The organism is Streptomyces sp. NPDC003635 (genome assembly GCF_053587635.1).
On record NZ_JBSFOK010000029.1, the window covers coordinates 83,050 to 106,775 of the forward strand.

The window sequence follows — 23,726 nt, forward strand, 5'->3', positions numbered from 1 at the left end:
CCGGCGCCTACCGGCCCTTCGCCCGCAGCTCCCGCTCGGCCACCGTCCGGAAGCCGTTCGGCGGTCGGCCGGTGAGGCGCTGGACGGTGTCGGTGGTGCGGTCCTCGGCCCCGTCGGCGATGGCGCGGTCCATCCCGGCCAGCACGGCGGCGAACTCCAGCGGCATGTGGGCGGCCAGTCGGTCCCGCATTTCCTCGTACCCCAGCCGCTGGTGGACCACCGTGCGACCGGTGAGGTCCGTGACGACCGCGGCGATGTCGTCGTAGCCGAGGGCCTCCGGTCCGGTGAGGACCAGGTCGGTGTCGGGCGAGCGGTCGCCCGTCAGGGCGCGGGCGGCCACGGCGGCGATGTCGTCGGCGTCGACGAATCCGACCCGGCCGGACCCGGTCGCGGTGCGGATGACGCCGTCCGCGCGGATGCTGTCGGCGTGCACGTGCCCGCCGGTGAAGTTCTGCATGAACCAGGAAGGGCGGAGCACCGCCCACTCCTCGAACAGGTCGGGCAGGGCCTGGTGCACCACTCCGACGCCGGGTCCTCCTTCGGGGATGGCGGAGGACGAGAGCAACACGGCGCGGCGTGCGCCCGCGGCACGGGCCCGACGCAGGAACGGCAGCATGACGACGGCCGGGTCCGGGTCGCCGATCGGTGGGACGAGGTAGAGGCGTTCGGTTCCGGCGAGGGCGTCGGCGTGGGTGGTGGGGTCGTACCAGTCGAAGCGGACCGGCCGCGTGCCGGGGAGCGGTGTGGCGCGACGGCTCGCGGCGCGGACAGGGTGTCCGGCGGCGGTCAGCGCGGCGGTGGTTCGGCTGCCGGTGGTGCCGGTGGCTCCGGTGACCAGGGTGCTCATCGGGCGGTGTCCCCCGTGAAGGCGAGGCCGGGCTGCTGGACGGCGAGGGGGTTCCAGTAGTCCCGGTAGGAGGTGAAGCGTCCGTCCTTCACGGTCACCACGGCGATGTAGGTCATGTCGAAGGGGGCTCCGGTCTCGACCAGGCGGCCCACGCCGCGCATCTCGACCACGAGGGTGTCGGGGTCGGCGGTCCGATGGATCCTCAGGTCGGGGAACTCGTGCAGGTCGATGTGGTCGGGGTAGTCCCGCATGTACGCGGCCACGGCGGCCCTGCCTTCCAGTCGCGTCGGCCAGCCCGGCGGAGCGAAGGGGAACTCCATGACGCCGTCCTCGGCCCACAGGTCGACCCACGCGGGGATGTTCTTGGCGAGGAGCAGGCGCAGGCTGTCGCGGTAAAGAGCCTCTGCTGAGGTCATGGGAGTCCTCCGGCGAGTACGATACGGACCCTCGGTCCGTTTCGCTCGACAATACGGACCGCGGGTCCGGATCGCAAGGGAACAAGGGAGACACCCATGACCGAGCGCAGACCGCGCAAGGACGCGACGCGCAACAGGGCGGCCGTGTTCGCGGCGGCCGACGCGCTCTTCGCCGGCGCCGAAAGCCCCGAGAGCATCACCATGGCCGACATCGCCGCGGCGGCCGGCGTCGGCAAGGCGACCCTCTTCCGCGCCTTCGGCGACCGCACCGGGCTGATCCAGGCGCTGTACGAGGCCAGGCTGGAACCGGTCCGGCACGCCGTCCTGGAAGGCCCGCCACCCCTGGGTCCCGGCGCCCCGCCCGAGGAGCGCGTACCGGCCCTGCTCGACGCGGTCCTCTGCCTCAAACTCGACAACCGCCACCTCGCGCTGGCGCTGGAGGAGACCGGGGCGGCCGGCCCCTACCAGGCGGAGCACTACGAGCGCTGGCACACCCTGCTGCGGGACCTGCTGCAACGGATCCCGGGCACACCCGACGCCGACTTCACCGCGCACGCGCTCCTGGCCGCCACCAGGGCCGACCTCGTCGCCCACCTGGCCACGGACAGCAGCCGCGACCAACTCCGCTCCCAACTGGCGGACTTCACCGCCGCCGTCCTCGGCACGCGCACCTGACCCGCGCCCGGGTCACCCGCCGTCCTCGGTACGCGCACCTCGTATGCCGACGGACTATTCTTCTATCCCACAGGCGAGTTGGGGGCGGGGGACGCATGAGGTTCGTCTTTGTCCACGGGACCGGGGTCCGTCGGGAGCGGTTCGACGCGCTGTTCCGGTCGGTCGCGACGGGGTTGCACACACGCTTTCCCGGGGCGGAGGTCGAACCCTGCTACTGGGGCGACGAGTTCGGGGCCGCACTCAGTGCCGGAGGGGCGTCCGTCCCGGGGATGCGGCCGGTCGTGGCCGCGGAGATCGAGGACGACCCGGGTACCGCCGAGTGGCTGTTGCTGCTGACCGATCCGTTCTGCGAACTCAGGGTGCTGGCCGAACTGGGCGGCGAGGACGACGAGGCCGGGTTCGGCCTGCCCGGGGTGCAATCGGCCGGTGAGGCGGTCGGGGACCGACTCCGTGAGCTGCCGCGCGGGCTGACCCCGGACGACCAACTCGCCCTACTCCTGGGGGAGACCGGGCTGATCGACGGCTTTCCCCACGCCCTGGACGCCGTATCGGACTCCGACGAGTTCCGCGACGCGTGCCTCGCCGCCGACGACGACGCGACCGCCGCCGAACTCGTGCTCCTCACCAGCCGAGCCGTCGTCGCCGTCATGCTCGCCGAGGCCCGGGACACCGCCCTGTGCACCGGTGACGAGCGGGACCGGATCGTGGACGAGCTGAGCGAAAGGCTGGGCGGCACCGCACGCGGCGTCCTGATGCGGACGGCCGGAGTGCTCCTCAAGCTGGGCCAGCGGCTGATGACGCAGTCCCTCATCGACCGCAAGCGGGGCGAGGTCACCTCCGACAAGGCGTCGGAGGTCGGCGACATCCTGCGCTACCAGGCGCGCGGCCGGCATCTGCGCGCCCACCTGGAGCAGGTGATCGGCAGCAGCCCGGAGCCGCCGGTCGTCATCGGCCACAGCCTCGGCGGCATCGCCCTCGTGGACACCCTCGCGCTGGCCGCCCAGCGTCAACCCGCTCTTCCGGTACGCCTGTTGGTGACCGTCGGCTCCCAGGCCCCGTTCCTGCACGAACTGGGCGCCCTGGCCGGTCTGGAACCGGGCTCCGCGCTGCCGTCCGGCTTCCCCGACTGGCTCAACATCTACGACCGCAGGGACCTGCTCTCCTACCTCGCCGAACCGGTCTTCCCGAAGGACGCCCGGGTCACCGACCACGAGGTGGTCAGCCGCCAGCCCTTCCCCCTCTCCCACAGCGCGTACTGGCGGCACGACCCGGTGTTCGACCGGATCGCGGAGGCGCTGCGGTGACGGGTGCACCCGCCGTCTCCGAGCCGTCCATCACACCGGAGCGGACCTTCGCCCTCGTCGTCGGTGTCGAGTCCTACGGCATCGGCTCCGGCGTGGACCTGTCGGGCCCGGCCCGCGACGCGGCGCGGTTCGCGGAGTGGCTCACCGGCACGGCCGGCGTCCCGAAGACCAACGTACGGCTCCTGCTGTCGCCCCTGGCACGCAACCAGGTCGGCGTGGAAGCCGATCCGGCGACCCGCGCCAATGTCGAGGACGCGCTCCTCAACAACCTCCCCCGGCACGACGGGGACCTGCTCTGGATCTACTGGGCGGGGCACGGCTACCTCGACGACCGCCAGCGACTGCTGCTTCCCTACGCCGACGCCACGGCCGCGCACACCGTCCACCTCAACCTGACCTCCGCGCTGCACTGGTGGCGGTCGAACAAGCTGAGCGGCGGGCGGTTCCGTCGGGTCATCACGATCGCCGACACCTGCCGGATCGATCGCAGGATGCACGCGGGCCTCGGTTTCCCCGACATCCAGTACGCGGCCGGCCTGCCCACTCCCGACCGCCGCCAGTTCAGGCTCTACGCGGCCCGCCCCGGCCAGACGGCGAAGAACCGGGCGGGCCGGGAGGACGGCCAGTTCACGGACACCCTCCTGCAGCACCTGGAGAGCCGGACGCACGAGCAGGCCGTACGGGACCTGGTCGAGATCGCGCACGCCGTCCAGCGGGACTTCAGGCTCATGAGGGCGAAGGGCGAGGCCTGGCAGGAACCGGTCTTCGAGATCGCCAGGGACTGGGACGACTCCGACCTCTACGGCGACCGCTGGGCGCAGGACGGTGGCATTGCCACGGGGCCGACCGGCGCGCCCGTCCTCGACCAGGTCGCCTGGACGCAACTCGGGGAACTGCTCACCGGCTGCTCCATACCGCCGTACACCTACGAGGCGTATCGATGGGCCTTCGAGGTGGCGGGGTGCGCCGCCCCCGCCGAGCACTCCCTGCCGTCATCGCACCTGACGGAGATCGTGCGCGACCTCGACAGCCGCCAGGGGACGAGCCGGGCCGTTCCGCTGGCACTGCCCTTCGTACGACACTTGGCGTCCCGCTCAGTGCGACCCGACTGGGCCGCCGCCGCGAACGAGTGGGTCGAGCGCACCCGCGAACGACTCGGTGCCGATCCCGTCCCCGCCCCGCCCCCGCGCGCCGTCGAACCTCCCGCACTGCACGTCCGGCTCACTCCGGACGGGGACGACACCTACTGGCTGCAACTGTGGTCCTATCGCGGGGACTTCGAGAACGTGGGCGACCATGAGCAGCCCATGGACCTGGCTGCCGTACGCGCGGCACTCGGCGCCCACCTCCTGGCGGGACCTGCGGGCAAGCCACAGCGCATCGAGTTCCACGTCCCGTACGAGCTGTTGGAGGAACCCTTCGAGACCTGGCCGATGCCGACGGGACGCGGCACTCGGACCACGCCGCTCGGTTGCCGGTACGAGGTCGTACTGCGCTGTCCCGAGGAGCGACAAGGGCTGGCCGAGGCGCCCTGGCACACCAAGTGGCAGTGGTACGAGACCCATGGCGGCCTGCATCCGGACGCCGTCCACCATCTGAAGGACGCGGATGTGTCGGAGGGCCTGGCGGACGAACTGCAGCTGGACGCGCCACCCGTCTGCGTGCTGGTCGAAGTGACCGAGCCGCGGGTCATGGACGCCCTGGAGGCCGTACTCGACAGCGGGACACCGATCGCGGTCTGGCGCCGCGCGTCCCCCGACACGGAGGAATCCATTCGTACGGCCTTGGCGGCACCCCCACCCGACGTGCTCGACGTGGCCGCACTGCCCGCCAAACTCAAACGGGCCCGTGTCCAGCGCCGCCCGCTGGCCCTTCTGTGGGACGACCCGGGACGGGTTCCCGGGAGACGGTCACTGTCCTCATGAATCAGTCAGCGCAGAGAGGAACCGGCATGGACGCCGCCAAGGACTGGTGGATCTACCAGGGGTCGGGTCCGGTCGAGCGGAAGCACGCTCTGCTGGACGAACACCAGCCGCCGTGGCGGGAGTTCAAGGGCGAGCCGGACCCCGAGTACATCTCGCCCACCACTGCCGGGCCCGCCTGGGAGGAGACATACCAGCGCGGGAGCGGATACGTGCCCGACCTCGCGGAGATCGACGCCGTCAACACGGCCCTCTATCTGCGCCGTCCGCTGCTCGTGACGGGCAAACCGGGGGTCGGCAAGTCGACGCTGGCCCACAGCATCGCCGCCGACCTGGAACTCGGCCCGGTGCTGCACTGGCCGGTGACGAGCCGGAGCTCCCTGCGGGACGGGCTCTACCAGTACGACGCGATCGGCCGTCTGCACGACGCGAACCTGCGGCACCTGGAAACCGGCCGCACCCCGCAGCGCCGCGCGGGGCGAGGCCCGCGCCGCTCCTCGGAGAGCGCCATCGCGCCGTATCTGCGCCTCGGCCCCCTCGGCACGGCGCTGCTGCCGCAGGAACGGCCGCGTGTGCTGCTGGTGGACGAGATCGACAAGAGCGACATCGACCTGCCCGGTGACCTGCTGACCGTGTTCGAGGAAGGCTCCTTCGAGATCCCCGAGTTGGCGCGTATCGCGGCGCGGCAGCCTCGGGTCAAGGTGGGTACCCAGGACGATCCCGAGCTGCGGGTGGGTATCGAACGCGGGCAGGTCCAGTGCCGGGCCTTCCCCATCGTCGTCCTGACCAGCAACGGCGAGCGCGACTTCCCGCCGCCCTTCCTGCGCCGCTGCATCCGTCTGCACGTGGAACCGCCGAGCGAGGAGAAGCTGACGCAGATCGTCCGCAAGCGCCTGAAGCTCGACGAGACGACCGGGGAGGACCACTACCGGGACCTGATCCGCGACTTCCTGGCCCGCCGCACGGAGGGCGACCTGGCGACCGACCAGCTCCTCAACGCCGTTCAGCTGCGGCTGAGCGGCGCGTGGTCCGGCCCGGACGAGCGCTCGACGTTCCTGGACACCGTGCTGCAACGGCTGACGGGCCCGATGGCGTGATCGAGGAACTGTTCCGCGCTCTGGAGGACTCCGGCGCGAACGCCGGGCCCGAGGAGCTCGCGGACATCCTCTGGCTGGCGGCGCGGATCGGTGCCGCGGCCGAGCGCTCTTCCGTACCCGATTCACCGGCGCCCGACGCGGAGCCGGACGAAGCACCGCTTCCGGAGCCGGCCCCGACCGGCCCGGGCAGTCCCGGCTTCGAGCGGACCGAGGAGTTCTACCACGCCGGAGACGCCACAGCAGCGCCCGGCCTCGCACGGCAGCGCGTCGACCTCGTACGGGTCCGACGCGCCGCGTCCGTCCGGGATCCGCTGGCCTTGATGCGGGCACTGCGACCGCTGGGCCGAAGCGCGGGGCGGGCGGAGGACCGCAACGGCCCCTGGCTCGAACTCGACGAGGAACTCACGGTCCACCGAACAGTCGAGCAACGCGTCCCCATGCCGGTGCTGCGCCCCCGGCGGGGCCGCTGGCTCGACCTCGCGCTCGTCGTGGACGCCCACCACTCCATGCTGCTGTGGCACGACCTGGTGGCAGAGCTGCGGCGGGTGTTCGTGCAGACGGGGATCTTCCGTGACGTACGCACGTGGTACCTGCGGGGTACGGGCGCGGAGGAACCTCTGTACGTGGCCCGCACCCCCGAGGGCGAACCGCGCAGCGTGCAGGAGGTGTCGGACCCGTCGGGCCATCGTCTGGTCCTGGTGATCACGGACACGGTGGCAGGCGGCTGGGCCGGGGCGGAGGTCGCGCACATGCTGCGGCAGTGGGCGGGCCACGGGCCGGTGGCGCTGCTCAATGTACTGCCACGCCGGTTGTGGGACCGGGGGGCGGTGCGTCCGCGCTCGGTGGCGGTCCGCTCGGTGGGGCCTGCCTCACCCAACACCGCCTGGCGACAGGGACCGGCCAGGCGGACCCGACGCCTGCGGCGCCCAGTCGCACCCGAGGGCGTCACCATTCCCGTGGTGGAGGCCACGGCCGATTCCGTGTCGGCGCTGGCGAAGTTGGTGGCGGGGAACGGACAGTGGATGCGGGTGCCGTGCCTGACAATCCCGCGTGCGCCGATGGAGGCGCAGGCAGCCCGTCCTGAAGACGTCAGCTCACTCGAAGTGGACGAGATCCTGCGGCGATTCAGGGCCGGGGCGTCGCCGCTGGCCCAACGGCTCGCCGGGTACCTGTCCGCCGTACCACTCAGCCTGCCGGTCATGAACCTGGTCCGGCAGATCATGCTGCCGGAGTCGGAGCACGGGCATGTGGCGGAGGTCGCGCTGGGAGGGCTGTTCATTCCGTGGGGACGGGAGAGCGCGGCGGACCCGGACCAGGTGCCGTTCACCTTCCGCCCCGGGGTCGGCGAGGCGCTGCTCGGGGGGCAGCGGCGGGATGCCATCACCTCGGTGCAGGAAGTCGTACGGCGGGAGATGGGCGCGAAGGTCAGTGAGTCGGGCGCCGGTACAGGCGGCGACTTCCTGGCCGCGCGGAGTGCGGCGGGTGGGGAGGGCGTTCGAGGGGTCACCGCGGAGGCCTCGCCGTTCGCGGCACGGGGCAGTACGGGGGGCGACGGCGGTTCCGGGGCGGCGGAGGTGTCGGAGCCGGGGTGGCGGCGGATCGCGGATGTCGTGGCGGAGGCCGAGCTCATTCCGTCCTACGTCGTACGCCGCGTGGATCAGCGCCTGCGCGAGGTGATCTCGCGGTCCCGGGAGGGGCACAGCTCCTTCCTTCTGGTGGCTGGGGACAGCGGTGTGGGAAAAACTTCGGCGATCATGCGTGCCGTCTCGGCACTGCCGGACGACTGGACCTGGTGGGCACCAGCCACCACGGCCGAACTGGCCGGTGGGTTGGGCTCATTGCCCCCTCGCTCGGTTGTGGTGCTGAACAGTGCCACTGCCCTCGTGATGCTCCTCTCCGCCGTCGTGGACCTGGGAGAGGGGCCAGTCATAGTCGTCTGTGAACTCAGGTCAGACGCCTTGGACTTGCTCCTGACAGATGAGTCCGAACTGGCGGATGACTTCCGTTCGGCACTCGACAGAATCGAGATCGTCCGGGTCGCCTCCTGGCGGACCGAATCCGAGGCACTGAGGCGTGTTCGGGAGGCGCCGCCGGTCGCCCGGAGCATGCTCCGGGCGGCACTGGACATCCGGCGCCTGGGCCACAAGCCCGAACTGTCGCGCGCGTTGCTGGCGGCGGCGACGGACATCTATCTCCAGGCCGACGAGCGGGAGGAGGACTCGCCCCACGAAGCGTTGTCCGCAGCCTTGGCCTACGTGTGCAAGCCCATCGCAGGTGAACCACTGATCATGATCCGGACTTCGCGGAGTCCCGAACGGTACCGGCTCGGCGACTTCATGGAGCAGGTCGACCGTCAGGAGTCACCCCGCATCGATCCTCCGGCAGGACTCTGGCCAGTCCTGGCCCACTTCGCCGACCGGGACTCGCTGCCCGCTCTGTCCCGGTCCGCTCGGCAAAGAGGACTGCACAAGGCGGCTCGGTACCTCGACAATTCCTTCGCGTTCCAGGACGACTCCTCGGAATCCGAAGCGGTCGTCCAACGGCTCCTCGAAGATGCCAGGCGACGGTTGGTGCTGGTTCGGGAGCCAGGGATCAGGCACGGGTCCGGTGTCCGGCTCTCGCCCGATGGGCTGGTGGCCATGTCGGCGGATTCGTACCTGCGCACGAGGGCAGGATCGCGCGGCGACGCGACCTTGCGAGTGCAGCCGTGGGGCGCGGACTTCGTGCTGCCGGCTCGGCCCCTGAGCCAGGGAGTACAAAAAGCTTTGCTCTATCTGAGAACCGAGCCTTCGTCATGGCATCCCGCTCCGAGCGTGACACCCCTACCGACAACCCCCTCCTCGCTGAGGGTTGGAGAGCAGGTTCTCGTCCTCGGAGTGGAGAGTCGACAGGCCGACGAGTTGACGGTGCTGCGCTGCGAGGTCACCGCCATCTTCGGCAGCGAGTACTCCCTCATTCCGCTCCGGCGCGCCCGCCGGCCCGCTCCAGGGGCAGCAGTCGTCGATCTGCACGGGGCGGTGATCGGGGTGGTGTCGTTCGCCGTCGAGGACGATTCCGAGCTCGTCGCCACGCGCATCGCCTCCCGCCCGCCGAGCATCGACCGAACGCGCGAACTCCCCTCCCACCCGGGCCTGATCGACCCCAGCCGCTCACGTGCCGTACTCCTCGGAGGCGGCCGGCAGGAGAAGGTCCCGGAGCCGTCCAGCACGGCGCTGTCGATCGCTGCGCTGGCATCCGCACTGAGTGGGCGAGCGAACGGGATCTTCGACGTCGACAACGTCTGGCTCCGCTCGGACCACCCCTTTCCCGAAAGCCTCGCCATCGAGCTCTCCAGCATGGCCCGGCAAGCCGAGCACACATTTCTCCTGTACTACTCCGGACACGTCCAGGAGACACCCGACGACGCCTTCCTCACGTTCACTCACACCCATCGCCGTCAACCCCGCGAGACCACCCTCTCCCTCAGACGCCTTCGCTCGCTCCTGGAAGAGAGCCCGGCCCTCTTCAAGGTGCTCGTCCTCGACGCCGACGTCGAGAACCCAAGGGCCCTCTGGTCCTGGTTCGCTCCCCACAGCACATCCCGTGGGCAATGGGTGCTCCTGACGACGAAACAGAATGCAGGAACACCCCCGCACACCCTGACGAACGAGCTCGTCACCGTACTGACCTCAGGCATCCCCGGAGGCCCCGAGTTCCTGAGTCTGTCCGACATCACCGATCGGATCCGCCGTCGACAACGCGCGCGGGACGTCACGATCGTCCGGCATGCCGACACGGACTCCCCCACCCTGCTCCTACGGAACCCGGCATACTCGCCGACCGCGGTCCCCCAGGGGAAGACCCACGGCACGGTCAAATGGTTCAACGCGGAGAGGGGCTACGGCTTCATCGCCCTGGACGACGGCCGCGATGTCTTCGTGCACTACTCCGCGATCGACGTGCCGGGCTTCCGGTCGCTGGAGGAGGGACAGCGGGTGCAACTCCGTGTCACGCAGGGCGAGAAAGGCCCGCAAGCGCAGGACGTCCGACCTGTCCGTTCCGAACCGTGACCTGCTCAGGCCCGATGGGTCAGGGCTCCGTCCACCACCGTCAACAGCACCGGAAGATCCGCCAGTTCAGTCGCCTCCGTGGTCAGCGGATCATCCGCGAACACGGTCAGGTCGGCGCGGTGGCCCACCCGTAGGCGGCCGGACTCGTGCTCCTCGCCCGCCGCGTAGGCCGCGTTCACCGTCATTCCCTGTAGCGCTTCCAAGGCCGTGAGCGCCTGTTCCGGGCCGTGCGGGGGGCGGGTCAGGTCTCGGGTGGGGCGGCGGTGGCGGGCGCCGGCCATCACGCCGAGCGGCGGGTAGGGGGCGATCGGCCAGTCGGAGCCGAGGACCACCACGGCGCCGGAGTCCTGCAGATCCCGGCAGCGCCAGGCGCGGGAGGCCCGCGTCTCCCCCAGGCGCCGGGACCAGTTGTCGGTGTGGTCGGCCCGGGTGAAGTCGCAGCAGTGGGTCGGCTGCATGGAGGCGACGACCCCGAGTTCGGCGAACCGGGCCAGGGTGTCGTCGGGCACCGTCTCGATGTGCTCGATCCGGTGCCGTACGGCGGACCCGCCCTCGGCCCGCGCCTTCGCCATCGCGTCCAGCGCATGCCGTACGGCCGCGTCCCCGATGGCGTGCGTCGCCACCGGTACTCCGGCACGGTGGAGTCGGCCCACGACCCGCGTGTACTCCTCGGGGTCCGGCCAGAAGGCGCCACGCGACTCGCCGTGGCAGTCCGGCTGTTCCAGCCAGGCGGTGCCGTTGTCGATCGTGCCGTCCATGAAGATCTTCACGCCGGCTGTCCGCCACAGCCGTCCGCCCTCGCCCTGTCCGGCGATGAGGGCGCGCACGCCCTCGGCGTCGGTGCCGGGCTGGCACCAGGGGGCGACGCGCAGCCGCAGCGGCAGCTGTCCGGCCGCGTCGAGCTCGCCGTAGAAGGCGAGGCTGTCGCCGTTCGCGTCCATCACGTGGCCGCCGGTCAGCCCCGCCGCGGCCATCGCCCGCAGCACGGCGGCGAGCCGGTCGCGGCGCTCCTCGCGGGTGGGCTGCGGGGCGACCCGCTCCACCAGCTCGCAGGCGGCGTCCTCCAGGAGCAGTCCGGTCGGACGGCCGTCGGCGTCGCACACGACCTCGGCGGTGGCCTGGTCGAAGGAGCGCGGTCCGTCGAGGCCCGCGAGCTCCAGCGCGCGCCGGCTGGCCAGCATGGAGTGCGCGTCGAAGAGCAGCAACAGGGCGGGGACGCCGTCGAGTACGGCGTCGAAGGGAGCGGTCTCGACCGCGCGCCCGGCGAAGACGTTGGGGTCCAGGCCCCAGGCGTGCAGCCAGGCGCCGGGGGCTAGTTCGCGCACCGCGGCGGCGAGGGCCTCGCGCACCTGTGGCACATCGGCGCAGCCGGACAGGTCCAGGCCGTGGGTGAGTTCGGCGCCGGAGACGGGGTGGAGGTGGCCGTCGACCAGGCCGGGGGTGACCACGGCGCCCTTGAGGTCGATCACCGTGGTGGCGGGGCCCGCGAGCGCGCGGATCTCCCGGTCGTCCCCGAGTGCGGCGATACGGCCGTCGGCGGCAGCGAGCGCGGTGTGCGGCAGGAGGCGGCCGGTGACCGGGTCGAGCAGCCGGGCCGACAGCAGGAGGAGGGTGGGGCGCACGCGGAACTCTCCTTGGAAGGGGGTCAGTTGGCGGTCAAGGTGCCGGGCGGCAGGCCGAGTTCGCGTTCGGCGGTGAGGGCGGGCATGAGCCGGATCTCGGGCGGGTCGTTGTCGGTGTCGGCGCTGTTGACGAGCATGCCGAGGCCGTCGAGGACGACCAGGATCCGTATGGCCGCCAGCATCGGGGCGTCGGTACGGAACTCACCTCGCTCGACGCCCTCGCGGATGACCGACTCGAGCCGGTCCCGCCAGGCGGCCTCCTGAACCGCCACCCGGTCCCGCAGGGTGGGCCGGTAGCGGCTCAGATGGCGGGCGTTGAGCCAGAGGCGGCTGATGTCGTCGTACGACGCTCCGCCGCCCGTCCGGGCGAAGAAGCGCGCCAGCAGTCCGGTGGGCGTGGTGCCGGCGCGGTCGGGCGGGAGGAGGTCGTCGAGTTCGGCGCCGGCCGCGGTGCCGTAGGCCTCGGCGACCAGGTCGTCGGCCGCCGGGAAGTAGTGGCTGATCAGTCCGGGGCGGACGTCGAGCTCCTCGGCGATCCTCCGCAGGGTGATGCACTCCAGCCCTTCGGTCAGGGCCACGGAAGCGGCGGCGGCAACGATTTCCGCACGTCTCTCCCCGGGAGATTTGCGGATTCGCTTGTTCGGAACGCTTGACGGCATGGAATCGATGCTATTGAGTGTGCGACCAATAAGCAAGCAGGTGGTCACACGTACCAGCACCGGAGGGGCCGCATGGCGTCCACGATCGACGACCCTGAGCACCGCACCGCCCTCGCATCGGACCGGGCGGAGGGAGCGGGCCGGATCGAGGCTCACGGCATCGACGTCATCCCCGACGCCGAACGCCGGGGCCGGCCGCGGCAGTTGTTCTCCGTCTGGGCCGCGGCGAACGTCAACTACCTGAGCCTCGTCATCGGCGGCGCGCTGATCCTCATGGGCCTCACGCTGTGGCAGGCGCTGGCGGTGATCGTGGTGGGCAACCTGTTCTGGCTGTTCACCGGGCTGCTGTCCCTACCCGGGCCGGCCGCGGGCGCGCCGAGCGAGGTGATCACCCGCGCGATGTTCGGTGTCCGCGGCAACCGCGTGAACAACGCGGTAGTGGGGTGGATGATCTCCGTTTGCTACTTCGCGCTGAATCTCGCCGCCGCCTCGACGGCCGCGTTCGCCCTGGTCGAGCTGGCGGGCGTCACCGCGACCACGCCCGTCCGAGTGGGCGTCGTCCTGGTGGTCGCCGCGCTCACGCTGACCATCGGTGTCTACGGCCACGCCCTGATCATGAAGCTGTACCTGCCGATCACCCTGGCGCTGACCGCGGTGTTCGCCGTAGTCGCGGTCGGCGTGTTCCGGCGCACGGACTTCTCCTACACCCCGGCCGAACCGCTCACCGGCCTCGACCTGTGGGCGGTGCTGCTCGCCGGAGTGACCCTGACCGGCTCCGGGCCGCTGTCGTACACCACCAGCGCCGACTTCTCCCGCTACCTGCCCCGGACGACCCCCGCGAAGGCGGTCATCGGCTGGACGTTCCTCGGCGGTTTCCTGCCCAGTGTCGTGGTCTGCTCCCTGGGCGCCTTCGCCGCGACCGCGGTCGACATGACGGACCCCCAGTCCGGGCTCCAGGGGATCCTGCCGGGCTGGTTCGACCCTGTCTTCCTGCTCGCCCTGGTCCTCGGCACCGTCGCCATCAACGCCCTGACCGCCTACAGCGCGGGCCTCGCCCTCCAGGCCGTCGGCATCCGCATCCGCCGCTCGCTCAGCGTCCTGGCCGACGGCACCGTCGCGGTCGCGCTCACCCTGTACGGGCTGCTCGTCTCCGACTTCCTCGACACCGTCAGCAACGTCCTCCAGCTCACCGTGGTCCTCCTCGGCCCCGCCGTCGCCCTCTACGCCACCGACATCGTCCTGCGCCGCAACCACTACGACGGCTCCGCCCTGACCGACGAGAGCCGCAACAGCCCCTTCTGGTACACGGGCGGTGTCCATTTGCCCGGCGCGGCGGCACTCGCGGCGGGCGTCACGGCGGCGGCCCTGTGCGTGAACACCGTCTACACCGGCCCGCTCGCCGAGGTCCTGGGCGGCCTGGATCTCGCGCTGCCGGTGGGCATGACGGTGTCGGCGGGCCTGTACGCGATGCTGGGGCGGGGCGCACTCCGCTGACCGGTACGTGGTGCCGGGGCGGGGCACACTCCGGCGACCGTTACGCGGTGCCGGGAACGCACGGCCCGCTGACCGGTACGCGGCGCTGAGGCGGGGCGCACTCCGTCGACCGTTACGCGGTGCCGGGAACGCACGGCCCGCTGACCGGTACGCGGCGCTCAGGCGGGGCGCACCCCGTGGCGGACGGGTACGCGGTGCCCAGGCAGGGCGCAGCCCACCGGCGCACGCGGCGGTGTTCAGGCGGCACACACCCCCACGGACCGGCCTGCGGTGCCCAGCCTGCGCACACCCCAGCGGCCCGGACGCGGTTGCCCGCGGCGCGCACCCGACTGACCGGGCATCCACGCCCGCTCCACCCACCCGCGAGCGCCCCTCGCCATCCTCATCGGCCTCAACCGCCCCCGCGCCGTGCCCCGCACTCCCGTACCCCCGCGCACGCCGCCCGGAGACGACCGTCCGATTCCGAAGGGACGCGCAGGCGTGACCGACCGGGAGAAACGCCCCGCTCCGCAGACCACCGTCCAGGACCAGGTCCGCGTACTACGGCTCGTCCAGGGCCACATGGCGGCCCAGGCGGTCGGTGTCGCCGCCCGCCTCCACATCGCCGACGCTCTGCGTGACGGCCCGCGGAGCCGCGCCGAGCTGGCCGAGGCCACCGGCACCGACCCGGACGCGCTGCGCCGTCTGCTACGGGTGCTGGAGAGCCTGGGATTCGTGGAGCGGCCCGCTTCCGCGGACCTGTTCGCGCTCACCTCCCTCGGCGAGGTGCTGCGCTCCGACGCGACTCCCCCGGCCCGCGCGCTCGCCGACCTGTTCACCTCCCCGGTGGTGTGGCGGCCGTGGGGCGAGCTGGTGCACAGCGTGCGGACGGGCGGGCCGGCGTTCGAGTCGGTCTTCGGGATGCCGGCGTTCCCCTACCTCGGCCGGCACCCCGACACGGCCGCCCTGTTCAACGCCGGGATGGCGGACGTGTCCCAGGGCGCGGCCGAGGCGGTCTCGGCGGGCTACGACTTCTCCGGCTTCCGCACCGTCGTGGACGTCGGAGGCGGCAACGGCGCCCTGCTCGGCACGCTCCTGACCACCTGCCCCGACAGCCGGGGCGTCCTCTTCGACACCCCGACCGGCGTCCGGGAAGCCGGCGAGGTACTCGACGCGGCCGGGGTCGCGGACCGCTGCACCGTCACCACCGGCGACTTCTTCACCGCCGTACCCCCCGGGGCCGACGCCTACGTCCTCAAGAGCGTGATCCACGACTGGGACGACGACCACGCCCGCACCCTGCTCACCCGCTGCCGCCAAGCCATGCCCGCCCACGCCAGGCTCCTCGTCATCGAGGCGGTGCTCCCGGACGAGGACGGCCCCCCGGCGGACGTCACCGCCGCACTGAGCGACTTGAACATGCTGGTGATGGTCGGCGGCAGGGAGCGCACCGAGAAGGAGTACGCCGCCCTGCTGACGTCGGCCGGTCTCGAACTGGTGCACGTGAGCGCGCCCCTCGCACCGACCCACTTCCAGGTGCTCGAGGCGATAGCGGTGTAGGAACGCCGGGCACGCGGGCGCTCCACGAGGGGCGCAGGGAGCGCGCCCAGCCCCATCGGACCCGCCCTCGCCGGACAACAGAGACCCGGCGGCCCAGCAGCGCGCCCCAGGTGCGCCGGGAGGCATCCGAGGCGCATTCTTGCTGTGTCGCCCCGTGCGACGGCGCACGGACGAGGTAGGGGCCGATGACAGGGAGCGCCGAGTACGCGCAGCGGACATCCGAGCGGCCGACGGCCTTGCTGATCGACGCCTCACTGGAGGCGCTCAGGGTGGCCGGCGGACTCGCGGCCGGGGTCTACCTGCGCTCGAACACGCCCAAAATCCTGCGCCTGTCGGTGCTCGTCGGGCTGCCCGGCCCCCTGTTCAAGCCATGGTGGCGGCTGCACACGGACCGCCCCTTCCCGGTCGCCGACGCCCACCGGCTGGGCGTGGAGGTGGTGCTGGCCAACGCCACCGAGACGATGCGCCGCTACCCCCAGTTCGCCGCGGGTCTGCCGTTCCAGTTCGGCTCGCTGTACGAGCCGGTCACGGCGGGGTCGACGCCGTACGGCGTACTGACCGTGCTGCGCCCGTCCGCCGCGGACGCCACCGAACTGCTGCCCGAGCGGGAGCGGCTGGCCGGTCTCGCCGATGAGCTGGCCCGGCAGCTGCGCGGCACACCGGACGACGCGCTGCGGTGGGACGGCGAGCCGCTGTGCGTGCGGCCGCCCGCCCTGCACCCGCCCGGACGGGCCGGAAGCTTCGCCTGGGATCCCGCCACCGGCGCCGTGACCGTGGACGAGCGGCTGCGCGGTGTGCTCGGGGCGTCCGCCGAGGAGCGCGTCGCGAGCGAGGCGGCCTTCGCCACCGCCGTGGCCCCCGGGGAGGCGCAACCGCTGCTGGCCGCGCTGAGGGACACGGCCGGGGGCCGTCCGCCGCCGCTGCCGCTGTACGTCCGCGGCGGCGACGGCGCGCTGCGGCTCGTCGAGCTGTGGAGGTCGTACGCCGATCCCAAGGACCCTGCCTCCGGTGTGCGGGCCGTGCACGGGGTGGTCCTGGAGCCGGGACCCGGCGCGGCGGCCGACACCGCGGCCGATCTGCTGCCCGAGGGCGTGTTCGCGCTGGATCGGCTCGGCACGGTCGTCTACGCCAACCCCCGCGCGGCCGAGCTGCTGGAGCTGCCCCGCCCTCAGTTGCTCGGCAGGACCCTGTGGGACGCCGTGCCGTGGGTGAACCAGCCCGGCTGTGAGGACCACCTGCGCGGGGCGCTGCTGTCGCCGGAACCGCTGCACTTCCACGTCGGACGCCCCAATCCGGATATCGCCGGGGAGTACGACGGTGACTGGCTGGCCCTGTCCCTGCACCCCGGCCCGGACCTGCTGACCTGTCTTGTCCGCCCGGCCCACCGGGTCGCCGAGGCGCCCGCCGGAGCACCGGCGGAGGACGTCGAAACGGCCTCGGCTCCCTCCATGGCGCCCCTGTACCGACCGATCGTCCTCGCCATCGCGCTGACCGAGGCGGTCACCGCCCGGCAGGTGTCGGCGGTGGTCATGCAGGAACTGCTGCCCGCCTTCGGCGGGCGCCGGCTGGCGATCTACCTGCTGCAGGAGCGGCATCTCTACCTGGCCTGGGAGAGCGGCTTCCCGCCGGGGTTCCTCGCCCCCTTCGAAGGTGTGGGCCTTGACGCGCGGCTGCCCGGCGTGGAGACGCTCACCAACGGGCGGCCGCTGTTCTTCGACTCGATGCAGCACCTCAAGGACGCCTACCCGGGCATCTCGCTGGACGCCACCGAGGGCGCCCGTGCCTTCCTGCCGCTGATCGCCTCCGGGCGGCCGGTCGGCTCCTGCATCCTCGGCTTCGACCGGCCCCGCAGCTTCAGCACCGAGGAGCGGGCCGCGCTCACCGCGCTGGCCGGGCTGATCGCACACGCCATGGAGAAGGCGCAGCGCTACGAGACCGAGGCGGCGCTCGCCCGAGGGCTGCAGCAGGCGCTGCTGCCCCGGCGGCTGTCGGCGCACCCCCTGCTGGAGACCGCCGGCCGCTACCTGCCCGCGACGCAGGCGATGGAAGTGGGCGGGGACTGGTACGACGTGGTCGCCGCCGGGGACGGTCTGGCCCTGGTCATCGGTGACGTCCAGGGCCACGGCGTGCAGGCGGCGGCCGCCATGGGCCAGTTGCGCACCGCCGTACGCGCCTTCGCGCTCGGGGACCGGCCGCCGGACGAGGTGATGAGCGGCACCAACAGACTGCTCATCGACATCGACTCCGGGCTGTTCGCCAGCTGCTGCTACATCCGCCTCGACCCCGTCACCGGGGTGGCCCGGGCCGCGCGGGCCGGACATCTGCCGCCGTTGCTGCGCCGCCCGGACGGCCGTACGCACCGCGTCGACCTGGCCGGCGGTGTCGTGCTCGGGGTGGACCCGCAGGAGCGCTACCCGGTGACGGAGCTGGTCATCGGACCCGGCGAGGTACTGGCCCTGTACACCGACGGCCTGGTGGAACGGCCGGGCGAGGACATCGACGACGGCATCGGCGCGCTGCGGGTGGCGCTGGCCAAGTCCGGTGCCCCGCTCGGACGGCCCGGCGGGCACAGCCTGTCCAAGGTGGCCGACTGGCTCACCACGGCCGCCCGGTACACCGTCGACCGGCCGGACGACATCGCGCTGCTGCTCGCCACCCGCCGCACCTCGCCGGAACGTGACACCTGACGGGGACGGCCGAGGGGAGAGCGCGACGGCGCGTAACGGTGTGTGACGCCTCTCGCCTCCTGCGGTCGGGCAGTGTAGACATGGCTCATGGTCCGACTCTCGGGTCGATCCGGGGCCCGGTCGCTCCGTCGCCGCAGCGGTCCGCGCCCCCACCGTGCGCCCGGCCGCGCCCGAGGAGTGCGCGCGCGCGGCGTGCCGGGCACCGGACGGCCCAGCACATCGCACCACCGGCGGACGCGTTCGCCGCTGAGCGGGCGCAGTGTGGCGGGCCAGGTGTTCCTGTTCCAGGTCGTCATCGTGCTGCTGCTGGTCGTGGCCGCGGTGGTGGCGCTGGTGCTCCAGGTACGGCACGACAGCACCCAGGAGGCCAAGAACCGCTCGGTCGCGGTCGCCCAGGCGACCGCCAACGCGGTCGGCACCCGTGAGGCGCTCGACGCCCCCGACCCCTCGGCCGTGCTCCAGCCCCGCGCCGAGGCCGCCCGCGAGACGACAAAGGTCGACTTCATCGTCGTGATGAACACCGACGGCATCCGCTACACGCACCCCAAGCCGGACCGCATCGGCAAGCAGTTCGTCGGCAACATAGAACCCGCGCTGCACGGCGAGGTCGTGACCGAGGAGATCACCGGCACGATCGGGCCGCTGGTCCAGGCCGTGGTACCGATCAAGGACGACGACGGCACGGTGGTCGGCCTGGTGTCGGCCGGCATCACCACGGCCACCGTCGGCGGCACGGCAGACGACCAGCTGCCGCTCCTGCTGAGCGCCGCGGCGGTGGCCCTGGCCCTCGCCACGGGCGGCACCGCGCTGGTCAGCAGGCGCCTGCTGCGCCAGACCCACGGTCTTGGCCCGCACGAGATGACCCGCATGTACGAGCACCACGACGCGGTGCTGCACTCCGTGCGCGAGGGCGTGATCATCGTCGGCGACGAGGGCCGACTGCTGCTCGCCAACGACGAGGCGCACCGCCTGCTCGATCTCCCGGCCGACGCCGAGGGCCGTCAGGTCGCCGACCTCGGACTCGCCCCCGACACCGCCGAGCTGCTGGACTCGGGCCGGGTCGCCACCGACGAGGTGCACCTGGTCAAGGAGCGGCTGCTGGCGGTGAACCAGCGCCCGACGAACCTGCGCGGCGGGCCGCCCGGCAGCGTGGCCACGCTCCGCGACTCCACCGAGCTGCGGGCCCTGTCGGGACGGGCCGAGACGGCACGGGAGCGCCTGAGCATGCTCTACGACGCCGGCGTGGGCATCGGCACCAGTCTGGACGTCACCCGCACCGCCGAGGAGCTGGCCGAGCTGGCCGTGCCGAGGTTCGCGGACTTCGTGACCGTGGACCTGTTCGGCGCCGTGCTCAGCGGTGGCCAGCCGGAGACGGTGACCCCGCTGCGCCGTACCGCCTCCAGCGGAATCCGCAAGGACGCGCCGTTGTACCCCGTGGGCGAGGAGATCGCGTTCGTCGAGACCTCGCCGCAGGCCCGGGCGCTGAGCGACGGGCAGGCGGTGCTGGAGCCGCTGCTCGCCGAGGCGCCGGGCTGGCAGGCGCAGGACCTGGAGCGGTCGGCGCAGGTCGTGGAGTACGGCATCCACTCGCTGATCGCGGTGCCGTTGCGCGCCGGGTCGCTGGTGCTGGGCGTGGTGAGCTTCTGGCGGTCGCGGAAGCCGGAGCCGTTCGACGCCGAGGAGCTGGAGCTGGCCGAGGAGCTGGTCGCGCGGGCCGCGGTCTCCATCGACAACGCCCGCCGCTACACCCGCGAGCACAGCATGGCGGTGACGCTCCAGCGCAGTCTGCTGCCGCGCAACCTGCCCGAGCAGAACGCCCTGGAGATCGCCTACCGGTATCTGCCGGCCCAGGCCGGGGTCGGCGGCGACTGGTTCGACGTCCTGCCGCTGTCCGGGGCGCGCGTCGCCCTCGTCGTCGGGGACGTCGTGGGGCACGGGCTGCACGCGGCGGCCACCATGGGGCGGCTGCGCACGGCGGTGCACAACTTCTCCGCGCTCGATCTGCCGCCGGAGGAACTCCTCTCCCTGCTGGACGAGTTGGTCGCCCGGATCGACCAGGACGAGGCGGCGGCCGGCAGCACGGCGCCGGTGACCGGGGCGACCTGTCTGTACGCGGTCTACGACCCGGTCACCCGGTGTTGCACGGTGGCCCGGGCCGGTCATCCGCCGCCCGCGCTCATCCACCCGGACGGCACCGTCGACTTCCCCGACGTGCCCGCGGGGCCGCCGCTCGGGCTCGGTGGACTGCCGTTCGAGACGGCCGAGCTGGACCTCGCCGAGGGCAGCCGTCTGGTGCTGTACACCGACGGTCTGGTCGAGGACCGGGTGCGGGACATCGACGAAGGGCTCGAACTGCTGCGCGCCGCCCTCGCACGGGCGGGCGCGTCACCGGAGGAGACCTGCCGCACGGTGCTGGACGCCCGGCTCCCGGACCGTCCCGGCGACGACATCGCCCTGCTCGTGGCCCGGACCCGCGCACTGCCCGCCGACCGGATCGCCGAATGGGACGTACCGTCGGATCCGGCGGCCGTGGCCAAGGTGCGCTCCTCCGTCAGCCGGCAACTCACCCAATGGGACCTGGACGACCTGGCGTTCACCACGGAGCTGATCCTCAGCGAGCTGGTCACCAACGCCATCCGGTACGGCGGCGACCCGATCCGGGTCCGGGTGCTGCGCGACCGCACGCTGATCTGCGAGGTCTACGACAGCAGCAACACCTCACCGCATCTGCGGTACGCGGCGATGACGGACGAGGGCGGGCGCGGCCTGTTCCTCGTCGCCCAGCTCTCCGAGCGCTGGGGAACCCGGTACACGCCCGAGGGCAAGGTGATCTGGGCGGAACAGCCGCTGCCATAACCCGCGAGACAGAATTCCGGCGGGCGGGGTGTACCGCGGCAGCATCTGATAGTAAACCTTCCTATCAGTGCCACGTACCTCCAGCCACCCACCCCCCACCCCTTGGAGCACCCGTGAGGCACCCCTCCCGTCGCGCCCTGCTCGCCGCGCTCGGCGTGTCGGTCATCGCGACACCTCCACTGAACGCCCCGTACGCCGGCGCCGTCCGCGCGCCCGGACTCGACGACCCGGCGAAGAAGGAGACCGCCATGAAGCTGGTGTCGAGCGCGGAGAACTCCTCGCTCGACTGGAAGGCGCAGTACGAGTACATCGAGGACATCCGCGACGGCCGCGGCTACACGGCCGGGATCATCGGCTTCTGCTCCGGCACCGGCGACATGCTCGACCTCGTGGAGCTCTACGCCGACCGCAGGCCCGGCAACGTGCTCGCCGGGTACCTGCCCGCGCTGCGCGGGGTCGACGGCACCGACTCGCACGAAGGGCTCGACCCGCACTTCCCGCGAGACTGGCGCAGGGCGGCCCGGGACCGCGCCTTCCAGCAGGCGCAGAACGACGAACGGGACCGCGTGTACTTCGACCCGGCCGTCCGTCAGGGCAAGGCGGACGGGTTGCGCGTGCTCGGGCAGTTCGCGTACTACGACGCCCGCGTGATGCACGGTGGCGGATCCGACCGGCTCGGCTTCGACAGCATCCGCAGGCGGGCGCTGCAGAGCGCCCGGCCGCCCGCGCAGGGCGGCGACGAGGTCAGGTACCTGCACGCCTTCCTCGACGCCCGGGTGTGGGCGATGAGGCAGGAGGAGGCGCACAGCGACACCAGCAGGGTCGACACCGCCCAGCGCGTCTTCCTGCGCGCGGGCAACCTCGACCTCACCACCCCGCTGGACTGGAAGGTGTACGGCGACAGCTTCCACATCGACTGAGGCGACCCGGGGAACAGCCGTACGGGGGCGCCGCGCCCTGGCCCCTCGTACGACTTTCACTTCCCATAAGCCGGCCTTATGAGCTCATAGACCGGACCCGCGTACCGACTTAGGGTTGCCTTAGCTTAGGCTTCCCGTCGAGTTGCTTGTCATCGCTCGAAGGGAACCTGATCATGCCCCGCCCCCTGCGGGTAGCCATTGTCGGAGCCGGCCCCGCCGGGATCTACGCCGCCGACGCGCTGCTCAAGTCCGATGTGGCCGCCGAGCCCGGTGTCTCCATCGACATCTTCGAGCGCATGCCGGCCCCGTTCGGTCTCATCCGTTACGGCGTCGCCCCCGACCACCCCCGCATCAAGGGCATCATCACCGCCCTCCACCAGGTGCTCGACAAGCCCCAGGTCCGTCTCTTCGGCAATGTGGACTACGGCACCGACGTGCACTTGGACGACCTGCGCGCCTTCTACGACGCCGTGGTCTTCTCCACGGGCGCCATGGCCGACCGCGAGCTGAAGATACCCGGCGTCGAGCTGGACGGCTCCTACGGCGCCGCCGACTTCGCCTCCTGGTACGACGGCCACCCGGACGTGCCGCGCACCTGGCCGCTGGAGGCCGAGAAGGTCGCCGTCCTGGGCGTGGGCAACGTGGCACTCGACATCTCCCGGATCCTCGCCAAGACCGCCGACGAACTGCTGCCCACCGAGATCCCGCCGAACGTCTACGAGGGACTCAAGGCCAACAAGGCCGTGGAGATCCACGTGTTCGGCCGACGCGGCCCCGCGCAGGCGAAGTTCAGCCCGATGGAGCTGCGCGAGCTGGACCACTCCCCCAACATCGAGGTCATCGTCAACCCCGAGGACATCGACTACGACGAGGGCTCCATCGAGCAGCGCCGCTCCAACAAGCAGGTCGACATGGTCGCCAAGACGCTGGAGAACTGGGCGATCCGCGACATCGGCGACCGCCCGCACAAGCTGTTCCTGCACTTCTTCGAGTCCCCGGCGGAGATCCTCGGCGAGGACGGCAAGGTCGTGGGCCTGCGCACCGAGCGCACCGAGCTGGACGGCACCGGCAACGTCAAGGGCACCGGCGAGTTCAAGGACTGGGACGTCACCGCGGTCTACCGCGCCGTCGGCTACCTCTCCGACAAACTGCCCAAGCTGCCCTGGGACATCGAGTCGGGCACCGTCCCGGACGAGGGCGGCCGGGTCATGCAGGAGTCCGGCGAGCACCTGCAGTCCACGTACGTCACCGGCTGGATCCGGCGCGGCCCGGTGGGCCTCATCGGCCACACCAAGGGCGACGCCAACGAGACGGTCGCCAACCTCCTGGACGACTTCGCGGGCGGGCGCCTGCAGACTCCCGCCTCCCCCGAGCCCGAGGCCGTGGAGCAGTTCCTCGGCGAGCGTGAGATCCGCTTCACCACCTGGGAGGGCTGGTACAAGCTGGACGCCGCGGAGAAGGCGCTGGGCGAGCCGCAGGGCCGCGAGCGCGTGAAGATCGTCGAGCGCGAGGACATGCTCCGCGAGAGCGGCGCCTGAGCCGAACGGGAAGGGGGCGGGCCTCGGCCTGTCCATCGTGCGGGCCATCGCGCGCGCCCACCACGGGGAGGTCGCGGCGGTGCCCCGGGAGGGCGGGGGCC

At 72.0% G+C, this 23,726-nt stretch carries 15 protein-coding genes; 11 read left to right on the plus strand and 4 right to left on the minus strand.

Features of this window, described 5'->3' with window-relative positions; all coding sequences use genetic code 11:
* Window positions 1-7 precede the first annotated feature (7 nt).
* The gene (locus ACWDRW_RS25430; protein ID WP_451726346.1) at window positions 8-847 is read right to left on the minus strand and encodes an NAD(P)H-binding protein; all 840 of its coding nucleotides are present in this window, start codon (window positions 845-847) and stop codon (window positions 8-10) included.
* Window positions 844-1,263, minus strand: a complete 420-nt coding sequence (locus ACWDRW_RS25435) for a nuclear transport factor 2 family protein (RefSeq protein ID WP_451726347.1) — start codon at window positions 1,261-1,263, stop codon at window positions 844-846. Before ACWDRW_RS25435 ends, ACWDRW_RS25430 begins: the two co-directional genes overlap by 4 nt.
* Before the next feature lie 96 nt (window positions 1,264-1,359).
* On the opposite strand from ACWDRW_RS25435, the gene ACWDRW_RS25440 reads away from it, so the two are divergent.
* The 5 genes from ACWDRW_RS25440 to ACWDRW_RS25460 all read left to right on the plus strand — a co-directional run bounded on the left by ACWDRW_RS25440 (window position 1,360) and on the right by ACWDRW_RS25460 (window position 10,310).
* Window positions 1,360-1,938, plus strand: a complete 579-nt coding sequence (locus ACWDRW_RS25440; RefSeq protein ID WP_451726348.1) for a TetR/AcrR family transcriptional regulator — start codon at window positions 1,360-1,362, stop codon at window positions 1,936-1,938.
* Window positions 1,939-2,033: 95 nt separating this feature from the next.
* On the plus strand, window positions 2,034-3,242 hold the full coding sequence (locus tag ACWDRW_RS25445; RefSeq protein ID WP_451726349.1) for an alpha/beta fold hydrolase: 1,209 nt from the start codon (window positions 2,034-2,036) through the stop codon (window positions 3,240-3,242).
* Window positions 3,239-5,167: a VMAP-C domain-containing protein gene (locus ACWDRW_RS25450; RefSeq protein WP_451726350.1), complete on the plus strand. Its 1,929-nt coding sequence runs from the start codon at window positions 3,239-3,241 to the stop codon at window positions 5,165-5,167. The genes ACWDRW_RS25445 and ACWDRW_RS25450 overlap by 4 nt, the downstream gene beginning before the upstream one ends.
* A 26-nt stretch (window positions 5,168-5,193) precedes the next feature.
* Complete coding sequence (locus ACWDRW_RS25455) at window positions 5,194-6,261, plus strand: AAA family ATPase (RefSeq protein ID WP_451726351.1); 1,068 nt, start codon at window positions 5,194-5,196, stop codon at window positions 6,259-6,261.
* Window positions 6,258-10,310, plus strand: coding sequence for an SAV_2336 N-terminal domain-related protein (locus tag ACWDRW_RS25460; protein WP_451726352.1), 4,053 nt, complete (start codon window positions 6,258-6,260; stop codon window positions 10,308-10,310). The genes ACWDRW_RS25455 and ACWDRW_RS25460 overlap by 4 nt, the downstream gene beginning before the upstream one ends.
* A gap of 5 nt (window positions 10,311-10,315) precedes the next feature.
* Here ACWDRW_RS25460 and ACWDRW_RS25465 read toward each other — a convergent pair whose 3' ends face one another.
* The gene (locus tag ACWDRW_RS25465) at window positions 10,316-11,932 is read right to left on the minus strand and encodes an amidohydrolase (RefSeq protein ID WP_451726353.1); all 1,617 of its coding nucleotides are present in this window, start codon (window positions 11,930-11,932) and stop codon (window positions 10,316-10,318) included.
* Window positions 11,933-11,955: 23 nt separating this feature from the next.
* Window positions 11,956-12,591: a TetR/AcrR family transcriptional regulator gene (locus ACWDRW_RS25470; RefSeq protein WP_451726354.1), complete on the minus strand. Its 636-nt coding sequence runs from the start codon at window positions 12,589-12,591 to the stop codon at window positions 11,956-11,958.
* Window positions 12,592-12,663: 72 nt separating this feature from the next.
* On the opposite strand from ACWDRW_RS25470, the gene ACWDRW_RS25475 reads away from it, so the two are divergent.
* From ACWDRW_RS25475 to ACWDRW_RS25500, 6 genes are all read left to right on the plus strand, one after another.
* Window positions 12,664-14,085, plus strand: coding sequence for a purine-cytosine permease family protein (locus ACWDRW_RS25475; RefSeq protein WP_451726355.1), 1,422 nt, complete (start codon window positions 12,664-12,666; stop codon window positions 14,083-14,085).
* 480 nt (window positions 14,086-14,565) lie between these two features.
* Complete coding sequence (locus ACWDRW_RS25480; protein ID WP_451726356.1) at window positions 14,566-15,624, plus strand: methyltransferase; 1,059 nt, start codon at window positions 14,566-14,568, stop codon at window positions 15,622-15,624.
* A gap of 185 nt (window positions 15,625-15,809) precedes the next feature.
* Window positions 15,810-18,311: a SpoIIE family protein phosphatase gene (locus ACWDRW_RS25485; RefSeq protein WP_451726357.1), complete on the plus strand. Its 2,502-nt coding sequence runs from the start codon at window positions 15,810-15,812 to the stop codon at window positions 18,309-18,311.
* 87 nt (window positions 18,312-18,398) lie between these two features.
* The gene (locus ACWDRW_RS25490) at window positions 18,399-21,167 is read left to right on the plus strand and encodes a SpoIIE family protein phosphatase (protein WP_451726358.1); all 2,769 of its coding nucleotides are present in this window, start codon (window positions 18,399-18,401) and stop codon (window positions 21,165-21,167) included.
* A 113-nt stretch (window positions 21,168-21,280) separates the two neighbouring features.
* Window positions 21,281-22,087: a chitosanase gene (locus ACWDRW_RS25495; protein ID WP_451726359.1), complete on the plus strand. Its 807-nt coding sequence runs from the start codon at window positions 21,281-21,283 to the stop codon at window positions 22,085-22,087.
* A 173-nt stretch (window positions 22,088-22,260) separates the two neighbouring features.
* The gene (locus ACWDRW_RS25500; protein ID WP_451726360.1) at window positions 22,261-23,625 is read left to right on the plus strand and encodes an FAD-dependent oxidoreductase; all 1,365 of its coding nucleotides are present in this window, start codon (window positions 22,261-22,263) and stop codon (window positions 23,623-23,625) included.
* Window positions 23,626-23,726: the final 101 nt, after the last annotated feature.

Excerpts from the sequence above, each read along its gene's own strand:
- ACWDRW_RS25490 (WP_451726358.1), top strand. The coding sequence starts at position 18,399 with ATGGTCCGACTCTCGGGTCGATCCGGGGCCCGGTCGCTCCGTCGCCGC.
- ACWDRW_RS25470 (WP_451726354.1), bottom strand. The coding sequence starts at position 12,591 with ATGCCGTCAAGCGTTCCGAACAAGCGAATCCGCAAATCTCCCGGGGAG.
- ACWDRW_RS25475 (WP_451726355.1), top strand. The coding sequence starts at position 12,664 with ATGGCGTCCACGATCGACGACCCTGAGCACCGCACCGCCCTCGCATCG.
- ACWDRW_RS25485 (WP_451726357.1), top strand. The coding sequence starts at position 15,810 with ATGACAGGGAGCGCCGAGTACGCGCAGCGGACATCCGAGCGGCCGACG.
- ACWDRW_RS25430 (WP_451726346.1), bottom strand. The coding sequence starts at position 847 with ATGAGCACCCTGGTCACCGGAGCCACCGGCACCACCGGCAGCCGAACC.
- ACWDRW_RS25440 (WP_451726348.1), top strand. The coding sequence starts at position 1,360 with ATGACCGAGCGCAGACCGCGCAAGGACGCGACGCGCAACAGGGCGGCC.
- ACWDRW_RS25435 (WP_451726347.1), bottom strand. The coding sequence starts at position 1,263 with ATGACCTCAGCAGAGGCTCTTTACCGCGACAGCCTGCGCCTGCTCCTC.
- ACWDRW_RS25455 (WP_451726351.1), top strand. The coding sequence starts at position 5,194 with ATGGACGCCGCCAAGGACTGGTGGATCTACCAGGGGTCGGGTCCGGTC.
- ACWDRW_RS25445 (WP_451726349.1), top strand. The coding sequence starts at position 2,034 with ATGAGGTTCGTCTTTGTCCACGGGACCGGGGTCCGTCGGGAGCGGTTC.
- ACWDRW_RS25500 (WP_451726360.1), top strand. The coding sequence starts at position 22,261 with ATGCCCCGCCCCCTGCGGGTAGCCATTGTCGGAGCCGGCCCCGCCGGG.